This window comes from Bacillus sp. L_1B0_5 (assembly GCF_000836715.1).
GTDB classification, from domain to species: domain Bacteria; phylum Bacillota; class Bacilli; order Bacillales; family Bacillaceae_G; genus Bacillus_A; species Bacillus_A thuringiensis_S.
In genome coordinates this window covers 57098-78167 of record NZ_JXIS01000051.1, presented here as the reverse complement: position 1 = coordinate 78167, position 21070 = coordinate 57098, and the positions used below count along the sequence as shown (strand labels likewise).

The following is a 21070-nucleotide window of genomic DNA, read 5'->3' as shown; positions in this document are numbered from 1 at the left end:
GTAATAATTATATTTTGTTTTGTACAAAGTAAAGAAATCAAATGTTATTTAAATTACTTCTTTGTACCTTTACTTTTGTATGGTTTGGCAGCTGCCTTTTTCTTTGCACTTGATTGCCAACGGTTCCATCCTTTACTTCCTGTACCTTGTCCTACACCTTTTTTCGGTTTTGCTTTCGTTTTACTCATATGATCACTCCGTTATATAAAAATCTTATTTGATAATAGTCAATGATTTAGAAAATACTCTTTATAAATGACTATGATTGCTTTAAGTAAAAATAAACTGCTTGAATGCTATAGTATATCATGAAATTGCAAGTAAACTGAAAGGAATTATAAAGAAAATGAAAATAATAAGAAATACTGCGGATTCTATATTCCGAACGATCACATTAATTGTTGTGTATACGTTAGTTTCGGTCAGTGAAACATTTTTTGGATTGACGAGGCAGAAAAAGTAAAGATGTTAAATTAACAACAATCAATAAAGCCGTAAAATAAAGAATTGAAAAACATTTTAAAACTTTTTGTTGACTTTCTTTATTTTTTGTATAGAATAATCATTAATAAAATGTTTCAGAGATGTGACAACAAAACGACTATGAAAGGACGAGTAGTAGTAGGACGTAGTTTAAGCGAGTCAGGGGTGGTGTGAGCCTGATACGAAGCCTATTATGAAGAACCTCCTGGAGTTGCTAACCGAAATCCTTTATAGGAAAGTAGACTTAGCCGGGAACTTCGCCGTTACAAGAAGAACAGTATCGAGATATTTCATCTCCGTATTGTATAAGTGAGCAACCTCTGTTGCTAATTTGGGTGGTACCGCGGAACCAAAGCCTTTCGTCCCAGTTTTTTGGGAAAGAAGGGCTTTTTTTGTTGGCTTCTTTTCACAACATCCAAACATTTTAGGAGGAAACCACCATGTATCAATCATTAATGACAGTAAGAGAGACTCAAATCGCAATTAAGGAAGTTAAAACATTTTTCGAGGACCAATTAGCAAGACGCCTTGAACTATTCCGCGTATCTGCACCATTATTCGTAACGAAAAAATCAGGATTAAACGATCACCTAAACGGTGTAGAACGCCCAATTGAATTTGATATGTTACATTCAGGAGAAGAATTAGAAATTGTTCATTCACTAGCGAAATGGAAACGATTTGCATTACATGAATACGGATACGAAGCTGGTGAAGGTTTATATACAAACATGAACGCGATTCGTCGTGATGAAGAACTTGATGCAACGCATTCCATTTACGTTGACCAATGGGATTGGGAAAAAATCGTTCAAAAAGAATGGCGTACTGTCGATTACTTACAAAAAACAGTACAAACAATTTATGGAATATTCAAAGATTTAGAAGATCACTTATTTGAAAAATATCCGTTCCTTGGAAAGTATTTACCAGAAGAGATTGTTTTCATTACTTCTCAAGAACTAGAAGATAAATATCCAGAATTAACACCGAAAGATCGTGAACACGCAATTGCAAAAGAACACGGTGCAGTCTTTATTATCGGAATTGGTGATGCACTTCGTTCAGGTGAAAAGCATGACGGACGCGCGGCTGATTATGACGATTGGAAATTAAACGGTGATATTTTATTCTGGCACCCAGTACTACAATCTTCATTTGAATTATCATCAATGGGAATTCGTGTTGATAGTAAATCACTTGATGAGCAGTTAACGAAAACTGGTGAAGACTTCAAACGTGAGTATGATTTCCATAAAGGTATATTAGAAGACGTACTACCATTAACAATCGGCGGTGGCATTGGACAATCAAGAATGTGCATGTACTTCTTACGTAAAGCACATATCGGTGAAGTTCAATCTTCTGTATGGCCTGACGATTTACGTGCAGCTTGTAAAAAAGAAAACATTCATCTGTTTTAATAGAAGTGAGGGAATAGCTTAAATATAGAGCTATTCCCTCTTTTTTAATTGTGTAAACGAATGGTTTACAGAGAGTTTTACTAATGGTTTCTTTCATTTATATCTCTTTTTATGTAATAATTTGTTAAAGGAGGGGACGTTATGAGCATAGGAGAACAGCTAAAAAACTACGAGAATCAAAGTTGTTTTCGCAAGAGGATGTTGCTAAAAAGATTGGTGTGACAAGGCAAGCAGTATACAAATGGGGAAATGATAAAGTTATCCTGATATTGATAATCTAATTTTACTAAGCGAAATGTACAATGTTACGCTTGATGAGTTAATAAAAGGGAAACAGAATATTAAAGAAAAAATACATATTGATGAAGAAGATGAGGATTTTGAAAAAGAGAATGAGTTTGGTTTTTATATTGGGTTTGGATTGCTAATTATGAGTGCATTCATTGATTATGAAGGAATACAAGTATTTGTATTAGGAGTTGCACTATTCATGATGGTTTTTTATTCGAATGTGAAGAAAGTTATTTTGAATGAATATAGATCGTTTTTTCAAGAGAAAGAGCGAAAAGATATATGTGATAAAAAGTGAGAAGAGTTAGTTATATTTCCTAGGAAAGGGTATAACGAATATTTTCATTGTATTATAATGATTTTGGGATATCGGTAATATGAAAGCTATTTGGGTAGATCCTTGAAATCTATATGTAAAATGATAATAAAGTTATTTAATTTTAAAAGCTCAAACAAGCATAACCCCGTTCTAAAGCTAGGACGGGGTTCAAAATATAATAATAAAATCGCTTAAGATTCTACGTTTTATTCAATGATAGTGCCTTTTTATAAAACGTCACTTACTTATTTATTACCGAGTTCTTCCGCTAAACCGATTAAAATTCCTTCGACTCCACGAATGTAGCAGAGACGATACGAGTTCTCGTACTGAACTACTTCGCCAACGAGCTCTGCACCATGCTTAGTGAGTCTCGATACCATTTCGTCAATATCTTGAACGGTGAACATGACGCGTAGATAACCGAGGGCGTTTACAGGAGCTTTTCGGTGATCTGCTATAGTAGGAGGGGTGAGAAATCGCGAAAGTTCAATTCGGTTGTGGCCATCTGGAGTGACCATCATAGCGATCTCTACGCACTGAGAACCGAGTCCAGTTACGCGACCAGCCCATTCACCTTCGACATTGGCTCGACCTTCGAGATTCAAGCCAATCTCCTCAAAGAAAGAGATTGCGTTATCAAGAGATTCTACAACGATGCTGACATTGTCCATTCGTAGTAATTTGTTTTTTGCCATAGTCTTATCTCCTTATGTATAAAAGTTCATTATTTAATCATCCTCATAATTATACTACTAAGTAGTTACAAATTCCTTTCAGTCAAAAACACCTTGTCACAGTATAGGAAAAATTGACAAGGTGTTTTTTTATATGTCATATAGCATCTTGTTAACGAACAGCTTTTATTTAATAGGAAGGAAGTAGATTAATATGATTTTTTTATAAGTGTTACTGAGCATATCAAATTAGCTCATTTGCACTAAAGGCTCAATTTTCGCCATAAATGATTGATGCAGCGCCTCAACCCCTGTTACTAAATGAAGGCGGTCAATAACGACAGACACTTTAATTTCTGATGTACTTACCATTTTAATATGAATATCTTCTTCTTTTAAAGTAGTAAACATATTTGCAGCGACACCAGGATTAGATACCATGCCAGATCCTACGATTGATACTTTTGCTAAATGATTTTCATATTCTACTGTTTCATAGTGAAGTGCCTCTTGATTTTGTTCCAATACTTCTAATGTTTCTCTTAAATCATTAGAATGGATGGAGAAGGAGAGATGAACAGTTCCTTCATTTGTAATACTTTGAATGATGATATCTACATTAATATGTGCCGCTGCTAATGTAGAGAAAACAGTTGAAAGTGAACCTTGTTCTAGTCCTTTAATTGTGACACGTGTAATATTATCTTCAAATGCAATACCTTTAACGATTGATTGTTGTTCCATGTTACATTCTCCTTTTACAATTGTTCCGTTTTCTTGTTCCATACTTGAGCGAACTTCTAAAATGACATTATGATTTTTAGCAAACTCAACAGCACGCGGGTGTAATACACCAGCACCGAGGTTTGCAAGTTCTAACATTTCGTCATAAGAAATTTCATCTAATTTATAAGCATCTTTTACAACTCGTGGATCCGTCGTATATACGCCTGTCACATCCGTATAAATATCACATTTTTTTGCTTTAAGTGCAGCGGCTAGTGCGACAGCAGTCGTATCAGAACCACCACGGCCAAGCGTTGTAATTTCATTTTCTACACTTATACCTTGGAAACCAGCTACGATAACAATCGTGCCTTCAGCAAGATAAGATTGAATACGATCTGTATGAATGTCAGTAATCCGTGCACTACTATGTACAGATTCTGTCGTAATACCAGCTTGCCACCCTGTTAATGAAATTGCATGATAGCCTTTTGCTTGCAGTGCCATTGTTAATAATGAAATAGTTACTTGTTCTCCTGTAGATAGAAGCATATCCATTTCACGTTTACTTGGATTTTCTGTAATAACGTTAGCGAGTGCGACAAGTTCATCCGTGCTTTTTCCCATTGCTGAAACGACAGCGACAACGCTATGACCTCGTTCATATTCTTCAATGATTAAATTTGCTACATGTTGAATGCGCTCGACGCTTCCGACAGAAGTGCCACCAAATTTTTGAACAATTGTTTCCATTACAAATTCCTTCTTTCGTCTATTTTTAAGAATAGATTAGGAAATATATAAATCCCAATACTCCTGTAGTTACCAGAAAGACAAACAAAAAACACCATCTCAAATAAGTGAGGATGGTGCTGTTACAGGAAAAGGGAAACAGAAAACGGAGCTAATAAAAAAACCGCCAAAAAAGGAATATCATAAAAAATGATATCTCTTTTTTGTAGATAGCTCTTCATACATACACGTCTGTACATATGACAGTTCTGTTTCTATTCGAAAACAGCCCCAATTGATAAATGCAGAGAAACTTATCAATTTCGGCAATACTTCCTTTCATCTAAGTTCATAGACATCTCTGTGTCTCCATTAGAATACTCATAAGTATCGCAACCTCTATCTCACGTTTTAGGCGAGAGTGTTTGATTTATGAAGTTGTTGGTAACATTTGTTTTATAATAATTTAAATTTTTCGGGGAATCAAGTGTTTTATATATATTTTTAAAATTCTTTCTTTTTCCAGGGAAGTTTGTGAAAAATGTAGCAAAATAAATTCATTGCATGTACATTAAACTTATAGTGCATAGGAGGTGGGAGAATGAAAAGGAAACAGCCTATTTATGTTGCGACAAAAATGAAAACGACGATGGAAAAATTATGGGAATATACGCAAGAACCAGATATACATACAGAGTGGGATGCTCGCTTTACTGAAATTTCGTATTTAGAGAAAAAAGAAGGAGAACCACAGAAGTTTTTGTATAAAACAAAGATTGGATTTGGGCTTGAAATAGCTGGAGAAGGGGAATCAATAGGTGAAATAAGAAAAGAAACTGGTGAAAGAATTTCCTCTTTAAAATTTTGGACGGATAATACATTATCTCTTATTCAAATAGGACGTGGTTATTGGAAGTATACGCCGAATAAAGAATACATCCATTTTGAGACACAATATGATTATGATACAAGATTTGGTCGTATAGGAAATGTAATAGATTCCTATATTTTTCGTCCGTTATTAGGTTGGGCGACGGCTTGGAGTTTTGATGCCTTAAAATTATGGTTAGAAAAGGGGCTTCATCCTAGGTTACTAATTAGAAGAACAATGACGTATTGGCTCGTATGTTTTTTATTTGCTTTTGTATGGATATATCAAGGGATAGTGCCAAAACTACTGTTTACTCATTCAGAAGAAGTAAAGATGCTTTCTGTATTAATCGGTTCAAATGAAAATAGTGTATATATACTTAAAATAATTGGGGTGTTAGAAATAATTTTCGGTGTCGTATGGCTGTTGCCACTAACAAAACGAAAATTATTTATCCTGCATATTATTGTGTTATTGGTTCTAACGATAGCGGCAGGATTTACGAATATTGCAAGCTTTACAGGTCCGTTTAATCCGATTACATTAAATATTCTTCTAATGGGGTTATCAATTGTCGGTTATATAAATAGTTTCGATTTACCAAGCGCGAAAAATTGCAAGAGGACGAGAAAGGGATAAGTGTATGGCTAATATGTATGAACGATTATTAGGGGATATCTATAAAAATCTTCATCCTGAATTGCAGAAGCGTTATGCGATTACAGAAGAAAATAGTTTTACAGGGGAAGGAAAGATGGATGAAATTTACGGTGGTTCTTTTTTCGTAAAATTCATATTAAAAATTGCATCGAGGTTTCGAATGTTTTTCTCAGAACGAGGAGAGGAAATTCCATTTACGATACAAAATACAGCTGAGCGAGATGAATATGGACAAGAATTAGTAAGGTGGAATCGTACTTTTTATTTTCATAATAAGAAAAGATATTTTAATGCAGTTATGCAATTGGATGAAAAAGAAAATGAAATTGTAGATTATTTTGGCGAACCACATTTACTCGTTTCTACACTGCATTTTCATATCGATGAGTTAGGTGCAATGCATATTTCTTCAAAGAAACAATGGTTTTATATGTTTGGAAGAAAAATTCCGTTACCAAAATTTTTGTATGGTGAAGCAAAAATTGTTGAAAGTTATGATGATGAACTACAATGTTTTCGAATTCATGTACAAGTACGAAACCCGTTAATTGGCTCGCTTTTTTCATATAAGGGAACATTTGTGGAAAGGAAATAAACGATATGAAAAATATAATATTTGGGCTTGCTTGTTATGTTGTTTTTCTATTATGTGAGCGGTCGAATACAAATCCTGTTGAAGCAATTATATTATTATCTGTTTTATTATTTATGCCAATATCGTTTTGTATTATTGATAAAAGAAAAAGAGATGGATCGTATTTATTATTTTATAAATTCGTATCGTTTTTATATCCAATCGCAGCAATTTGTACAATGCTAGCTTTCGTCACAAATCACTATGTATTTGCGCTAGTTTGGTTTGTATATACAGGAATTGTTGCGTTATTTGGTGTAAGTAGATTGCTAGAAAGAGGATGGAAGCCGTTAGAAGAGACCGCCATAGATAGTGCGTTTATTTATTTGTTTTTAGGTGGTTTTTGGTTTTTTGCTTCAGTAGCAAAACTTTCAATTATGCATTTTAGCTCTGACATTGTTTTACTCACAGCTGCACATTTTCATTATTCGGCGTTTCTATTGCCATTATCAGCTGGTTTAATAGGGAGAAAAAGAGAAAAGAGAAGTAAAGTATATGATGCTATTATGTTTATCATTATGATTTCACCTATGACAGTTGCAATAGGAATTACATACTCGAGAATATTTGAATTTTTTGCAGTGTTTCTATATTTATGTGCGATTTATGGATATGGATTTTACGTTTGGAGAGCAAAATTTAATACTATCAGTGCAAAGATTCTTCTAATCATTTCGTCTAGTACGCTCATGGTTACAATTATGTTCTCACTCATATACTCATATGGGAATTTGAAGCATGTAATGACGATTACAATTACCCAAATGGTTTGGATTCACGGTGTTGTCAATGGAATTGGAGTAGCGTTACCAGCATTTGTTGGCTGGATGATCGAAAAGAGTGTTCCGAATTATAAATACTACGGAAAACCAATGAGTAAGTTAAGAGGAAATGTGGCAATTGGTGAAGCGTTTTTATATGGCAGAAATTTAGTAGACAGTAAGGAATACAATGGTTTAGTTGATAAAATGAATGATTTTCATAGTGAGGCATTTGAAGCAACGAAGATTCCTTTAACCATTATTCATTTTTATGAAAATACAACAGAGTATGAGTTGCAATCGAATATTAAATGGGCTCATTGGTTCCGCACATTTGCATTTTGTTATGAGAAAATGAGCAAGCGTGTAGGACAAATACATTTAGGAATGGGCGACAAGTGGGAACCGATGCATGGCTCTATCATTGGTGTAATGGATGAGGAAGATGGAAGAGAGAATGTAAGAGCTTGGCTAAGGAAAAATGAAGCAGGTGAATCTATTTTTGTAGCTCTTTATTCAAAGCATACAAATAAGGATGAGACATATATGAATATCGCCTTGCCTTTACCTTATTCGAATATGACTGGTATTTTGAGGCTATGTAATGATAATCATGATTTAATCATTACTAGTAAGTTAAGAGAAAATGTCCAGGGAGATGAGGGGATTTATTTACATACTCGGTTCTTAACAATCCGTTTACCGTTAGCAGAGACTTTCATCATTACAGAGGGTAAGGATGAAATGTTAACAGCTCATCATAGCATGTGGCTATTTGGACTTGAATTTTTACATATTCATTATAAGATTGAAAGAATTGCACAGAGGTAAGAAAGGCTTGGATAGGTTTCCAAGCTTTTTTATGTATGGGTAATTGTCATAGAAACTTGTTTATCTAGCTCATCATCCCAAACACGTTGAATTTCAAAAGTGCCTTTTTCAAAAAATAATGGGAATCTTTCTTTAAACCAAGTTTGCATAGGTAGCTTTAGTGCTGTATCGATTGGTATCCATAAGAAAGAATAAGCCCTAAAGAAATTAGGACTTATTCTTCATTAAATACAAATGTTTGTTTCATTTTTTTACCTTCATTTACCGGATGGCCGTTATAAGAGAAATTCTTTTCTTCCCAAGTGATCACAACTTTAAAATTATGACTATTAAAGTCTAATGGGAATACCATGTAGTCAAAGCTTGTATGACTTTTAGAAATATTTTCATTAGGTGTAGTAGGTTTAAAGGTAGCCTTAGAGGTAGGATTGTTATCAAGTATTTCCACGGATACGTTTGATACATCATGACCGATGTTTTTTACGAGTAAACTATACGTATCAAATACACCTTGTTTCGGCTGGATTGCTTGCTTGTTTGAGTTATGAGATTTATCAATTTCGACATACCATTGTTTAGACTTTGATGCAATCGGTAGTGACTGAAATGTGTAAGCACTAGCTTGCATTGGTAGTGCTAAACATATAAGCGTAAAGAGAGTTAATATTTTTCGTTTCATTTTTTGAGAGCTCCCATTCTTTAATGGATTTACTTGTTATTATCTTCTTTTTACGAGTAAATATACCATATAATGTAAAGTGGGTATTGTGAGTAGTGAATTAATATCTTATTCACTACTCTTATAGCTGGCATAATTACGTATGTAGTAAGAAAGAATAAATTTATTTTTTCTATACTTAGATTGCCGCCCTTTTTAAAAGGGCTATTTTTACGTTTTAATAAAAAGAATATACTAAGAGTTCCGTATAAATTATTTATTTTAATGTAGTTAAATGTGCTTATATATGTGAAATTAGAGAAGGAAGCTGTGTAGAGATGTTTCTACACAGCTTTTTAGGATATGAAAAAATTGCCAAAAATATGTTAAAATAACATTGTCATACAACAAGGGGGATTTGTTTTATGGAAAATGGACATCTTGCTAAAGTAGACTTAACGAAAAAAATTGAATCAAAATCTAAGTACAATAAGAAACTCGAAAAATATCAAAGGCGCTTATTAGCATTACAACAAATTTTGAAAGAAGAAAAAATCGCGGTTATGCTTGTTATGGAAGGATGGGATGCGGCTGGTAAAGGTGGGGCAATTAAGCGGGTGACGGAACATCTTGACCCACGTGGGTTCCAAGTAAATCCAATTGGAGCGCCTGCACCTCATGAAAAACGTTACCATTATTTGCAACGTTTCTGGCGCAAAATTCCACAGTACGGGCAAATTACTATTTTTGATCGCTCATGGTACGGTCGTGTGTTAGTTGAGCGTGTTGAAGGTTTTGCTACAAAGGAAGAGTGGATGAGAGCATATGATGAGATTAATGATTTTGAAAAACTACTAACAGATGACCATTACATAATAGGGAAGTTCTTCTATCATATAAGTAAAGAGGAACAGTTAAAGAGATTTAAAGATAGAGAGAAAAATCCTTTGAAAAGATGGAAAATTACAGACGAAGATTGGCGTAATCGTGAAAAATGGGATGAGTATGTTGAAGCGATGGAAGACATGTTTGAAAGAACAAGTAAGCCAAATGCGAAGTGGCATATTATTGAAAGTAACGATAAATTGTATGCCCGTGTGAAAACGTTAAAAATCATTATTTCATTCATAGAAGATTATTTCTTAGAACATGGTATAGAATTGCCTTCTTATTATTATGAAATGAAAGAGGATATTGAAGTTTTGCAAGATGTAGGTGTTAAAGAGTAAATAAGAAAATGGCCCTGTGAATTGGTGAAACCAAATTATGGGGCTTTTTTATTTAGAAACATTTTACAATTAACAGAATAAGGTATATAATCAATAATCATATTAACATTGTTAATATGATTATTGATTATATGATATGTGGGGGTTTTACTTTGAAGGGAAGAGATGTTGTTTTAGGTTTATTAATGGAAAAGGAATTGTCTGGTTACGATATTAAAATTGTGTTTGAAGACGTATTTACTCATTTTTTTGATGGAAGTTTTGGAATGATTTATCCAACGTTACGACAATTGGAGAATGAGGGGAAAATAAAAAAAGAGGTTGTCATGCAAGAGGGAAAACCGAATAAGAAAATGTACTTTATTACAGATGAGGGGCGTGAAGAATTTTATCAATACATGCAGACACCTGTAGAGAAGGATGTTTTACGTTCGGATTTTTTAATGAGAATGTATTTTGGTAACTATAGTGATGATGTAACAATAAAAAAATGGATTAAAGATGAAATTGAAAGAAAAGAAGCGTACATTGCAGATCTTCGATTGAAATATGAAAAGTGGAGAGTAGGTATTACTTTCGTCGAAGAAATTTCACTAGACGTAGGTATTGCATCGTATAGTGCACAAGTGGAGACTTTGAAGAAAAAATTAGAAGAGTTAGAGGCGAAAGAAAACAATAAAACAGAAGAATGAAAAACGCGTTCACAATAAATAAAGGGGTATATAAAGATGGAGCAATCAAAGGGTATTAAGATTGTCTTTTTAATGTGTCTAGGTATCTTTCTTTGTATGATTGATACGACAATTATGAATATAGCTTTACCGGCAATACAATCGAGTGTAAATACTTCATTAGAAAAGATGTCTTGGGTATTAAATGTTTATACAATGACGATTGCAGTACTTGCCATTCCGTTAGGGCGGATAGCTGATATCTTTGGAAAAGCAAAGATGTATATTCTTGGTCTGGTGATTTTTGGTGGTGGATCGGTACTTTGCGCTTTTGCTAATACAGGTGATTTTATTATTTTTTCTCGTTTTATACAAAGTATTGGGGCAGCGATTTTATTTCCAACAAGTATGGTAATTGGTGTATCAGCTATGCCATTAGCTAAAAGGCATGTTGCGCTTGCGATTTTAGGAGTAACGCAAGGATTGTCAGCTGCTATGGGACCAGTAATAGGTGGAATTATTACGCAAAATTTAGGATGGAGATGGGTGTTCTTCGTTAATGTTCCGGTTTGTATAATAGGAATCGTGTTATGTTGCATCATGCTACAAATAAAAAATGAAGAACGTATTATCTCAAAAATAGATTGGATAGGACTACTATTAAGTAGCACAGCAATTTTTTCATTTACTCTCATATTAGTAAAAGGTAATACATGGGGATGGCAAAGTAATATTGCTTTGTCTTGTTATACAATTAGTACTATTTCTCTTATTCTATTTGTTTTAGTAGAACGAAAGATTCATAACCCAATGGTGAATTTAAAGTTATTTCAAGATCGAATGTTTGTCGGAGCGTCGATCGTTGTTATATTAAGTAATTTATTTTTAATTGGAGTTACTGTATTGCTTCCGACGTTCTTGACGAAACTACAAGGTCGAACGGAAATTGAAGCGGCTTTTTTAGTGACACCTATTTCAGCAATGATATTTTTTGTCTCACCAGTTGCAGCAACTTTAATTAAAAAACTCGGAAAAGTAACTATTATTTTGTCAGGATTTCTTATTATGGGGCTAGCCTACTATTGGTTGCAAATGATCGATGTTCATTCAACAAATATAGAAATTATTATTCCATGTATAATATTAGGTGTTGGATATGGTTTAGTAGTGGGGCCAATTACAGTTTTAAGTGCGTCTTCATTTGAAGGAGAATTGTTAACTGCTTCTCAAAGTGTTGTATCAATGTTACGACAAGTTGGAATTGTATTGGCGGTCGCAATATTTGTCTCTAACTTAACTCACAATTTAACTGTAAATAAAGAAAAGGTATATCGTTATGCAGAAGAAAAGGTGCGGAATATTCATGTGAATAGTGCTGAGCAAGCTGAAATTTTACAAATGACTAAAGAGAAAATAGAGAATCAAAGTTTAGAGTCTAATATAAATAAGAAACAAAATGCAATGGCAATGGGATTAAGTAAAGAGAAAAAGGAAGAATTGATTCGCGACAAGACGGCTGAAATATTAAGAGAAGTTCCAGTAGAATATAGAGATGTAAAAAGAGAAGAAGTTATGAGGCAAGTGACAAAAGAAGTTGAAAAACAAGAGGAAAGTATAAAGAAAGAGGTACTCACATTTTCGAATGATGTGAATCATTATGCCAAGAATCAGATGGCTATGAGTTTTACAGATTTATATAAAGCAAGTGTGCCAATTATTTTAATTTGTGCTTTCGTAAGCTTGTTGTTTTGGGAAGGGAAAGCTTTGAGTAAAAAGAGAAGGGGACGGATAGTAGAAGAAGCGTAAAGGAAAACAGGCTGCTATTAGCCTGTTTTCCTTACGTTAGTATGAAAAATCTGGATTTAATTCTTTAAATTTATGACTATAATGCCTTTTATTATTAAAACCAACAAAATCAATTCCGACGCAAGATTCTAAATTTCCGTCTACAATCGTAGAATCCACGAAGCTTAAATGTTTTAATTTTTGTAGTTCTTTAATGAATTGTAGATTTCGTATGTTACCACAACTTGATAAGATGAGAGTTTCTAATTCCGTTAAATAGCGCAAATATTCGTGGTTTTTAAGTTTACTGCAATGGTCGAATTCGATGTATTTTAAAGTTGAAGCATTGTTTTCAATTTCATCAATATGCTCTAAATTTCTTAAATAATTGAGTTCTAAATGCTTTAATTTAGGTAATGACCTACATCCTTTTAATGAATTAATGTTCCCTTGTGTAATGCTTAGTTTTTCAATTTTTTGTAAAGACATTAATTCTTCAAGGTTCTTTTGTTTCGGTTTGTATTTCCAAATGTATAGTTCTTTTAGGTTAGGACAAGATTCGAAGCCTTTAATGTTTTTATTACACTGTATGTGAAGTTCCTCTAAATTTGTAAAGCTTTCTAGCTCTGTTAAGTTTAGTGGAACTTGTGGTTCTTCTAGTGATAAAGATTTTAAGTTTTTTAATTTATATAGGGCTGAATAATCAGTAATATATATACTACTAATGTGTAAGCTTTCAATTTGCGGGCAGTGTTCAAGAAAATTAATATGGTGCAAACTATACCTAAGATCATTAATGTAAACATCAGTAAAGTTGTTTGTATTAATGAAGTATACGTATTCATCCAGTCTGTTTTCATGGATTTGTACTGTGCCATCCATAACTAAAAAGTTTTGTGGTTTCTTTTTGATAGATATTTGTAAAGGATTCATGTATTGAAATATTTCTGTCTTGTTTTCTAAAATAGTTTCAACACTTCTTTTGACAGTTGGAACATTGTCTCTTTGTTTGTAAGCTATTAAGGTTGACTTTATTTCTGACGGATCTGCTAATAAAATTTTTGGATCCATTTCATGTAGTACATCTTCATTTGCAGGTATACAGCTAACCATTGCATCAAGTGCTATTAAACTTAAGGGGTGTCCTTTTGTTAGCCAAGATTTAATTCGTCTCCAAGTTAGTTGTGATACTGCAGCTAATTGCGCCCAATCGTTATGAAATGATACTGCATGTTCCTCTATCCAATCTAATGTTTCTGAGGATTGAAAAGAATGCAGACAAATGAAGGAAGTGGTCGGAAGCTCACTTTTTAATACTGTTTTTAGCCTTTGTATTACTAAAGAAAAGGCTTCTTCAAATGGTAAACAATAAGCTGCAGCGTGAGAAAGAGGTGCAAGTAAATCTTCATCAAATGCCTTCCATAGTTTTCTTATCCAATCTGAGGCGACTTCTCCTAGTACACATATAACAATCTCAAGTAATCTAGTTTTAATTACACCATTCATTGTGTTTGAAAAGCGTTTTATAACAGCATCTAATACTTCGTTTTGATCGTACCAATTAAGAGCTTCAATTTCTGCTTCTTGAAGAAACCATCTAGTCATGGTGTAATCAAGTAATTCCTCTAAACTAGAGCGAACTTCTTCTAAAGTGGGCACGGGTGTAAGTTTGTGCTCATTCATCTCTAATTTTGGTTGCTTCGCTTTGCCATCTTCTTCATAAAAACTATCATGCAAATAATATTTATAAGGTGAGTGAATCATTACAAGGTGGTACCATTCTTTAGGATGTAAAGATAACGAAATAAGACGCTCATGACATTGATTACATAATTTATAAGGTTGATTTGCTTCATCGGATTCTTCTATTTTATATACTGGATCATGTTTGCAAGCTTCACATAATTCTACTGTTTTTTTCATTGTTTTCTCCTTGCATATTGTGAATAGTAGTATTTTTAATATAGCATGGGATAAGTCGAGTATGATTAGAAAGTTTTTTAGAATGAAAGGGATGAATGGAAAATGCCATTGAATATGTAACGTTATACATAGTACATTAACAAGAGGGATTAATTTTAAAAGGAGGATGGGGAATTGCTAGATAAGGCAGGGGCTTTAATAGATGATCATGTGTACACAGAAGAAGAGCAACAAAAACTATACAAACGAACGTTAATAATCGTCAGCATTTCACAAATGTTTGGCGGTGCAGGACTAGCTGCTGGTATTACAGTAGGTGCACTTCTTGCGCAGCAAATGCTTGGAACAGATGCATTTGCAGGATTACCAACTGCTATGTTTACATTGGGATCGGCATTAGCAGCTTTCATAGTAGGGAAGCTTTCGCAACGATATGGACGCCGGATAGGTCTTGCAACAGGGTTTATAGTAGGTGGATTTGGAGCAATTGGTGTTGTAATGGCAGCTTTAACAAATAGCATTATTCTTTTACTTATTTCTTTACTCATATATGGTGCCGGTACAGCTACGAATTTACAAGCTCGTTATGCAGGTACAGATTTAGCAGATAAGAAGCAGAGAGCAACGGCTGTTAGTATTACGATGGTAATGACGACTTTTGGTGCAGTTGCAGGACCAAATTTAGTAGGAGTAATGGGTAGTTTTGCTCAATCAATTGGAGTTCCTAAACTTGCAGGTCCGTTCATATTATCGGCAGCAGCATTTATACTGGCGGGTCTAGTTCTTTTTGTTATGCTTCGTCCAGATCCTTTGATTATTGCTAACATAATAGAAAGATATAAACAGGAACATACATATAAAGGACAACCAATAACAGAAGAAGCGAAAGAAAATAAACGAGGTATTACAGTTGGAGCAATCGTAATGATACTTACGCAAATAGTGATGGTTGCGATTATGACGATGACGCCAGTTCATATGGGACACCACGGTCACGGTTTAAGTGCAGTAGGACTTGTGATAGGTTTTCATGTAGGTGCAATGTATCTTCCATCTCTCGTTACAGGAATGTTAATTGATAAAATTGGCCGAACTACAATGAGCATAGCTGGTGGAGTGATTTTACTTGCAGCGGGTGTCATAGCTGCGATAGCGCCAAGTGATTCTTTATTATTATTAATCGTTGCTTTGTCTTTACTTGGGCTAGGGTGGAACCTCGGATTGATAAGTGGTACAGCACAAATCGTTGATTCCACAACACCGTCTACACGTGCTAAAACACAAGGGAAAATAGATGTTTTTATTGCGTTAGCTGGAGCTTCTGGTGGAGCAATGTCAGGTATGGTAGTAGCGAATTCAAGTTATGCGGCATTGTCATTGGCTGGAGGCGTGTTAGCGTTATTACTTATTCCTGTTGTGATATGGTCTCGAAAAGGGGCAAGAAATTAAATGAAAAAGAGGTTCTAGTTACTGACTAGAACCTCTTTTTATACACTTAAATTAAATTCCACTCTACAATAAGTCCTAAATGCGTAAGTCCGCCACCAAATCCGTATAGTAAAAGTGTGTCTCCGTTATTTAACTTTCCTTCTTTTATAGCTAAATTTAAAGCGAGTGGAATGGTGACTGAAGAGGTATTCCCCAAATATTCCACGCTCGTTAATGTTTTTTGTATTGGAATTTGAGATTTTTCGCAAATAGATTCGATCATTCGTAAGTTAGCGCTGTGGGGTATGAACCAGTCTATATCATCTACTTGCATATTTGCGTTATGTAATAAATTTTTTATGCTTTTTGGCACTGTTCGTGTTGCCCATTTATATACTTCTCTTCCATTTTGAACGATTTTTTCATTTGTTTGCAGTGGTGTGCCATTCATAGTAGTAGATAAGTTTGTTCTATATAGATGAATGCCGCCATCACCATTTGTTCCCATGTGAGCAGCGATAAAGCTTTGGGTGTCTTCATCTCTTTCTAATAAAATAGCTCCAGCACCATCACCGAATAAAATACAGGTCGTTCTATCGGTGTAATCAGTAACTTTAGATAATGTCTCTGTCGCTACGACAAGTACTTTTTCATGTGATCCAGAAGTGATTAAGCTATTACCGACGTGTAGTCCATATGTAAAACCAGCACAAGTTGCATTTAAATCAAAAGCTAGTGTATGAGGTATGTTGAAGTATTGTTGTATTTGGCAAGCAACACTAGGGAAAACGTAATCAGCAGTAGTAGTAGCGACAATGATACAGTCGACATCTTCTAAGTTTTTCTTATATGTTGTACATAAATTTTCAATTGCTTTAATGGCTAAGTTTGAGGAGTATTCTTCATCGCTAGCGATTCTTCTTTCCTTCATTCCTGTTCTTTGTACAATCCATTCATCATTCGTATGGACCATCTTTTCTAGATCGTTATTAGACAATATTTGATCTGGAACATAAGTACCAATTGCAGTAATACGAGATTTAGAATGCATAGGAACATCTCCTAACTTTTATTTTTATAACCTGATACTAATATCAGGTTATAAAAATGTCAATAAAGATTTTTGTTGTATTAAAACGATAATGATTAACTTGCTATGAAGGAATTTGGCGAGTGCTGTAAAAATAATATACGAGAAGTTTCTAAAATTGATAATGAAGGGAGTTCAGCTCCTTGAAAAGAATTTTACACATGTTTCCTGTCATCATCATTTGTAGCTTTATTCTTATTATTTTTCCTGAGAAATCTTATGCTTGTGATTGTATTAAAGTATCAACAGAAGATGCATTTCAAAAAAACGATGTAGTGTTTGAGGGGAAAGTAATTGAGGTTGGAAGGAAAGAAGAGGTCGGAACTGAAGTGTTATTTGAGGTGAAGAAAATTTGGAAAGGGACAACTTCTTCGCAAATTATCGTATATACAAAGGGTGGTGATTGTATGTTTCGCTTTGTAGAAGGAGGAGAGTACTTAGTATTTTCTACTCAAAGAGGATCAGAAAAACAATTACATACACATAGTTGTAGTGGAACGAAGAGATTGGATGAGGCAGGGGCGGACAAATCGGTTTTAAGTCAAATTGCAAAAGAGTCTGTTCCGACGAAGAAAGTGGATTTAAAGGGTGAGATGGTGAGCGGTTTGAGTTTGTGGCAAGTGGCTATTATTTCCATGGGGCTTTTATGGATAATTGCTTTTGTTATTTTTATTGTGAGAAAAACTCGCAAAAAATGACGATTAAAGTAAAAATATAACGATTTTCTTTAGTGTGATATAGGTTGTTAAACCTTGTGAAAGCGAATTACTTATGCTACACTTTATGTAACTTAAAATGAACGGAGGGGCTTCCTTTGATCTTAATCAGATTACGTCTCAATACTTTGTGCCAATAATTGAATAGCGCTCAAAGGCTCTGTCTGTGTACAGAGTGAACGGGATTGGTCTGCCTATTTTAAAGGAACCCTTTATTAAGCTTATATGTGAAAAAGAGGGAGGGACGAATACGCCCTCTTTTTGTTTTGCCTTTATAAATAGAATGGGATTGTATAAGTGAACACTTATTGTGGATACGTATACAATCTTGGGACTTTTTGACTATAAAATAGGATGAAAGCATAGCTTTCTTCTATTTCTTCGGTGAACCCTTATCCGTTTACGAAAACACAGGCAGCGCGACCTGTGTTTTTTATTTTACGTAATCGAAATGGAGGAATAAATATATGGAAGAAGTATTACAAAGAGCAGTTTTAGTTGGAGTAAATGTAGGTAATGAAGATGATTTTGCATATTCGATGGAAGAGTTAACAAATCTTGCGGAAGCTTGTGATGTAGAGGTAATTGGGCAAGTAACGCAAAATTTACAACGAGTAAATCCATCGCATTATATCGGAAAAGGAAAGATTGAAGAAGTAGCAGCGTATGTACAAGAAATAGATGCGAATATGGTCATCTTTAATGATGAATTATCTCCTTCACAAATTCGAAATTTAGAAGAGGATTTAGATTGTAAGGTAATTGATCGTACCATTTTAATTTTAGATATTTTTGCGCAACGTGCGAAAACGAAAGAAGCACAGCTACAAGTAGAAGTAGCACACCTTCAGTATATGATGCCTCGTTTAATCGGCCTTCGTGAATCGTTAGGGAGACAGAGTGGCGGCGTTGGTACGAAAAATAAAGGTGTCGGTGAGAAGAAGTTAGAGTTAGACCGTCGTAAAATTGAAGAACAAATTTCAGTTTTGAATAAAGATTTAGAAGCGCTCGTTGCCCAGCGTCAAACGCAGCGAAAGCAACGTAAGAAAAATGAAATACCTGTTGTAGCATTAGTAGGTTATACGAATGCAGGAAAGTCAACGACGATGAATGCAATGCTTGAAATTTATAATGGTACAGAAGAAAAGCAAGTATTTGAAAAAGATATGTTATTCGCGACGTTAGAAACATCTGTACGAAATATTGATTTACCAGATAATAAATCATTCTTATTAACAGATACAGTTGGATTTGTAAGTAAATTACCACATCATCTTGTGAAAGCGTTCCGTTCAACGTTAGAAGAAGTAGCGGAAGCGGATTTACTTATTCACGTCGTAGATTACGCAAATCCAAATTATGAACAATTAATTGATATTACAAATGAAACGTTAAAGAAAATTGGAGTAGAAAATATTCCAACGATCTATGCTTATAACAAATCAGATATGATGGATGTTGAAATCCCGAAAGTACAAGAAGATCGCGTGTATTTATCTGCGAAGAAACATGTTGGCATTGAAGAGCTGGTAGAAATGATTCGCTCCCATATTTATAAAGAATATACGAAGTGTGAAATGTTAATTCCATATGATCAAGGACAGGTAGTTTCGTATTTCAATAATCATGCACACGTTTTATCTACGAGTTACGAAAACGAAGGTACGAAATTAGAGGTAGAATGTAAGACGAGCGATTACGAGAAGTATAAGCGTTTTGCAATTTAATGTAAGAGGCAACCCAGTATGTGATTGGGTTGTCTTTTTTTTGTAATGTTTTATCGCTGAAAGTTACAAGCATGCAAGCCAATGACGGGAGTTAAGTTATATTTCTGGAAAAAGAAATGAAAGCAGTATAGAATAGAAATGTTTCAAAACTCAGAATTTATTACACCTACTGTAATAAATATATATTTTGTACAGAAAGGGGAGATTCATATATGCAGGCAGTTTCACAAAAAAACACTGTAGAAACACCGACAATATATCGAATTTTATTTGCGATTAGCTTTGGACATTTTTTAAATGATTCGATGCAAGCAGTTGTGCCGGCGTTGTTTCCTATTTTGGAAAAAACAATGAATTTATCTTATATGCAAGTAGGATGGATTGCGTTTGCGTTAAATATGACGTCATCGATTATGCAACCGGTGTTTGGAATGTATTCAGATAAGAAGCCGTCACCATTTTTATTACCACTCGGGATGTTTTCAAGTATGCTTGGAATGATTGGACTCGCGTTTGCACCAAACTTTATTATTGTTATTATTTCTGTTTTATTTATTGGTTTAGGTTCCGCAGTCTTTCATCCAGAAGGCGCTCGTGTTGCGTATATGGCGGCAGGTGCAAAACGAGGGTTAGCGCAAGCGATTTATCAAGTTGGGGGAAACACGGGGAATTCTTTAGCTCCAATTTTTACAGCGCTAATTTTCGTTCCGCTCGGTCAAATTGGTTCATTAGGTTTTACAGCATTTGCAGCAGTAGGAATTGTATTATTAATTTTCGTATCGAATTGGTACAAAAATGAATTAGCAACCGGCGCTGTAAGAAGGAAAAAGAGAGCTGCGCTTGAGGCGGAAAATGCAATTGTAAGTACACACATTAAATTCGTTATTATACTTCTTGTTTTTCTTACTTTTGTACGCTCTTGGTACGGTGCTGGTATCGGGAATTTCTATCAATTTTACTTAATAGAGCATTACGGTTTATCTATAAAAAATGCACAGTATTTCGTATTCGCATTTATGATTGCTGGTGTGTTAGGAACTTTCTTCGGAGGACCGTTAGCAGATCGATTCGGTAAGAAAAAGATAATTGTATTTTCAATGCTTGGCTCAGCTCCACTTGCACTTTTATTACCTCACGTTTCGCTCGTGTGGGTTGTACCGTTATTTTTATGTATTGGTTTTATTAGTTCAAGTAGTTTTAGTGTAATTGTTGTATATGCACAAGAGCTTGTACCTGGAAAAGTGGGAATGGTGTCAGGATTAATCGTAGGTCTTGCGTTTGGACTTGGAGCATTAGGTGCAGTAGTTCTTGGGAAATTAGCAGATATATATAGCCTGCAATTTATTATGCTATTATGTAGTTGTCTACCATTAATTGGACTCACTTCATGGTTACTGCCAAGTGATAAGAAAACGATAGAATAGGGGATGCGCT

The 21070-nt window shown here is 34.5% G+C and carries 17 protein-coding genes, 2 pseudogenes, 1 riboswitch and 1 other annotated feature; of the genes and pseudogenes, 12 read left to right on the top strand and 7 right to left on the bottom strand.

Features of this window, described 5'->3' with window-relative positions:
* Positions 1–53: 53 nt before the first annotated feature.
* Positions 54–188, bottom strand: a complete 135-nt coding sequence (locus tag RT27_RS32455; protein WP_000047588.1) for a DUF3934 domain-containing protein — start codon at positions 186–188, stop codon at positions 54–56.
* A gap of 406 nt (positions 189–594) precedes the next feature.
* Positions 595–853: a binding site (T-box leader), on the top strand.
* A gap of 70 nt (positions 854–923) precedes the next feature.
* Here RT27_RS32455 and asnA point away from each other — a divergent pair.
* Both asnA and RT27_RS18015 read left to right on the top strand, forming a co-directional pair.
* The gene (gene asnA, locus RT27_RS18020; RefSeq protein WP_000284919.1) at positions 924–1907 is read left to right on the top strand and encodes an aspartate--ammonia ligase; all 984 of its coding nucleotides are present in this window, start codon (positions 924–926) and stop codon (positions 1905–1907) included.
* Between the two features lie 141 nt (positions 1908–2048).
* Positions 2049–2496: pseudogene (locus RT27_RS18015) on the top strand (helix-turn-helix transcriptional regulator).
* A 266-nt stretch (positions 2497–2762) separates the two neighbouring features.
* On the opposite strand, the gene RT27_RS18010 reads toward RT27_RS18015, so the two are convergent.
* Together RT27_RS18010 and RT27_RS18005 are read right to left on the bottom strand one after the other, a co-directional pair.
* Positions 2763–3215 (bottom strand): VOC family protein, encoded by a 453-nt coding sequence (locus RT27_RS18010; protein ID WP_001107258.1) that lies wholly within the window; start codon positions 3213–3215, stop codon positions 2763–2765.
* Between the two features lie 228 nt (positions 3216–3443).
* Positions 3444–4673: an aspartate kinase gene (locus RT27_RS18005; RefSeq protein ID WP_043936869.1), complete on the bottom strand. Its 1230-nt coding sequence runs from the start codon at positions 4671–4673 to the stop codon at positions 3444–3446.
* A gap of 202 nt (positions 4674–4875) precedes the next feature.
* Positions 4876–5062: riboswitch (Lysine riboswitch) on the bottom strand.
* 191 nt (positions 5063–5253) lie between these two features.
* Between RT27_RS18005 and RT27_RS18000 the strand changes: the two genes are divergently transcribed.
* Genes RT27_RS18000 through RT27_RS17990 form a run of 3 tightly spaced genes read left to right on the top strand, consistent with a single transcriptional unit; the run spans position 5254 to position 8409 of the window.
* A complete protein-coding gene (locus RT27_RS18000) occupies positions 5254–6162 on the top strand; it encodes a DoxX-like family protein (protein WP_016082102.1) in 909 nt (302 codons plus the stop codon).
* A 4-nt stretch (positions 6163–6166) separates the two neighbouring features.
* Positions 6167–6778, top strand: a complete 612-nt coding sequence (locus RT27_RS17995; protein ID WP_029441962.1) for a DUF4166 domain-containing protein — start codon at positions 6167–6169, stop codon at positions 6776–6778.
* Between the two features lie 5 nt (positions 6779–6783).
* Entirely contained in the window at positions 6784–8409 is a 1626-nt protein-coding gene (locus tag RT27_RS17990; RefSeq protein ID WP_043936867.1) for a YndJ family protein, read from the top strand.
* A 29-nt stretch (positions 8410–8438) separates the two neighbouring features.
* Here the strand turns inward: RT27_RS17990 and RT27_RS33670 are convergent.
* Positions 8439–8594, bottom strand: a pseudogene (locus RT27_RS33670) (DNA mismatch repair protein MutT); the annotation flags it as partial.
* Positions 8595–8623: 29 nt separating this feature from the next.
* Entirely contained in the window at positions 8624–9088 is a 465-nt protein-coding gene (locus RT27_RS17985; RefSeq protein ID WP_000823337.1) for a hypothetical protein, read from the bottom strand.
* Between the two features lie 404 nt (positions 9089–9492).
* Between RT27_RS17985 and RT27_RS17980 the strand changes: the two genes are divergently transcribed.
* From RT27_RS17980 to RT27_RS17970, 3 genes are all read left to right on the top strand, one after another.
* Positions 9493–10296, top strand: coding sequence for a UDP-galactose-lipid carrier transferase (locus tag RT27_RS17980; protein ID WP_016082097.1), 804 nt, complete (start codon positions 9493–9495; stop codon positions 10294–10296).
* 152 nt (positions 10297–10448) lie between these two features.
* Positions 10449–10988 (top strand): PadR family transcriptional regulator, encoded by a 540-nt coding sequence (locus RT27_RS17975; RefSeq protein WP_000678333.1) that lies wholly within the window; start codon positions 10449–10451, stop codon positions 10986–10988.
* Positions 10989–11024: 36 nt separating this feature from the next.
* Positions 11025–12773 (top strand): MDR family MFS transporter, encoded by a 1749-nt coding sequence (locus RT27_RS17970; protein ID WP_043936865.1) that lies wholly within the window; start codon positions 11025–11027, stop codon positions 12771–12773.
* Positions 12774–12809: 36 nt separating this feature from the next.
* Here the strand turns inward: RT27_RS17970 and RT27_RS17965 are convergent, their stop codons facing one another.
* Complete coding sequence (locus RT27_RS17965; RefSeq protein ID WP_043936863.1) at positions 12810–14675, bottom strand: hypothetical protein; 1866 nt, start codon at positions 14673–14675, stop codon at positions 12810–12812.
* Between the two features lie 174 nt (positions 14676–14849).
* On the opposite strand from RT27_RS17965, the gene RT27_RS17960 reads away from it, so the two are divergent.
* Positions 14850–16124, top strand: a complete 1275-nt coding sequence (locus RT27_RS17960) for an MFS transporter (protein ID WP_043936861.1) — start codon at positions 14850–14852, stop codon at positions 16122–16124.
* A gap of 46 nt (positions 16125–16170) precedes the next feature.
* Here RT27_RS17960 and RT27_RS17955 read toward each other — a convergent pair whose 3' ends face one another.
* Entirely contained in the window at positions 16171–17154 is a 984-nt protein-coding gene (locus RT27_RS17955) for a ketoacyl-ACP synthase III (protein ID WP_016082094.1), read from the bottom strand.
* Between the two features lie 200 nt (positions 17155–17354).
* On the opposite strand from RT27_RS17955, the gene RT27_RS17950 reads away from it, so the two are divergent.
* The 3 genes from RT27_RS17950 to RT27_RS17940 all read left to right on the top strand — a co-directional run bounded on the left by RT27_RS17950 (position 17355) and on the right by RT27_RS17940 (position 21060).
* The gene (locus RT27_RS17950; RefSeq protein WP_043315684.1) at positions 17355–17891 is read left to right on the top strand and encodes a cobalamin biosynthesis protein CbiN; all 537 of its coding nucleotides are present in this window, start codon (positions 17355–17357) and stop codon (positions 17889–17891) included.
* 485 nt (positions 17892–18376) lie between these two features.
* Complete coding sequence (gene hflX / locus RT27_RS17945; protein WP_043936859.1) at positions 18377–19636, top strand: GTPase HflX; 1260 nt, start codon at positions 18377–18379, stop codon at positions 19634–19636.
* A gap of 212 nt (positions 19637–19848) precedes the next feature.
* Positions 19849–21060, top strand: coding sequence for an MFS transporter (locus RT27_RS17940; RefSeq protein ID WP_016082092.1), 1212 nt, complete (start codon positions 19849–19851; stop codon positions 21058–21060).
* The last annotated feature ends 10 nt before the right edge of the window (positions 21061–21070 follow it).

Bases quoted from the DNA above. Each gene is read 5' to 3' on its own strand.
- RT27_RS32455 (WP_000047588.1), bottom strand. From the start codon at position 188: ATGAGTAAAACGAAAGCAAAACCGAAAAAAGGTGTAGGACAAGGTACA.
- asnA (WP_000284919.1), top strand. From the start codon at position 924: ATGTATCAATCATTAATGACAGTAAGAGAGACTCAAATCGCAATTAAG.
- RT27_RS18010 (WP_001107258.1), bottom strand. From the start codon at position 3,215: ATGGCAAAAAACAAATTACTACGAATGGACAATGTCAGCATCGTTGTA.
- RT27_RS18005 (WP_043936869.1), bottom strand. From the start codon at position 4,673: ATGGAAACAATTGTTCAAAAATTTGGTGGCACTTCTGTCGGAAGCGTC.
- RT27_RS18000 (WP_016082102.1), top strand. From the start codon at position 5,254: ATGAAAAGGAAACAGCCTATTTATGTTGCGACAAAAATGAAAACGACG.
- RT27_RS17995 (WP_029441962.1), top strand. From the start codon at position 6,167: ATGGCTAATATGTATGAACGATTATTAGGGGATATCTATAAAAATCTT.
- RT27_RS17990 (WP_043936867.1), top strand. From the start codon at position 6,784: ATGAAAAATATAATATTTGGGCTTGCTTGTTATGTTGTTTTTCTATTA.
- RT27_RS17985 (WP_000823337.1), bottom strand. From the start codon at position 9,088: ATGAAACGAAAAATATTAACTCTCTTTACGCTTATATGTTTAGCACTA.
- RT27_RS17980 (WP_016082097.1), top strand. From the start codon at position 9,493: ATGGAAAATGGACATCTTGCTAAAGTAGACTTAACGAAAAAAATTGAA.
- RT27_RS17970 (WP_043936865.1), top strand. From the start codon at position 11,025: ATGGAGCAATCAAAGGGTATTAAGATTGTCTTTTTAATGTGTCTAGGT.
- RT27_RS17965 (WP_043936863.1), bottom strand. From the start codon at position 14,675: ATGAAAAAAACAGTAGAATTATGTGAAGCTTGCAAACATGATCCAGTA.
- RT27_RS17955 (WP_016082094.1), bottom strand. From the start codon at position 17,154: ATGCATTCTAAATCTCGTATTACTGCAATTGGTACTTATGTTCCAGAT.
- RT27_RS17950 (WP_043315684.1), top strand. From the start codon at position 17,355: ATGTTTCCTGTCATCATCATTTGTAGCTTTATTCTTATTATTTTTCCT.
- hflX (WP_043936859.1), top strand. From the start codon at position 18,377: ATGGAAGAAGTATTACAAAGAGCAGTTTTAGTTGGAGTAAATGTAGGT.
- RT27_RS17940 (WP_016082092.1), top strand. From the start codon at position 19,849: ATGCAGGCAGTTTCACAAAAAAACACTGTAGAAACACCGACAATATAT.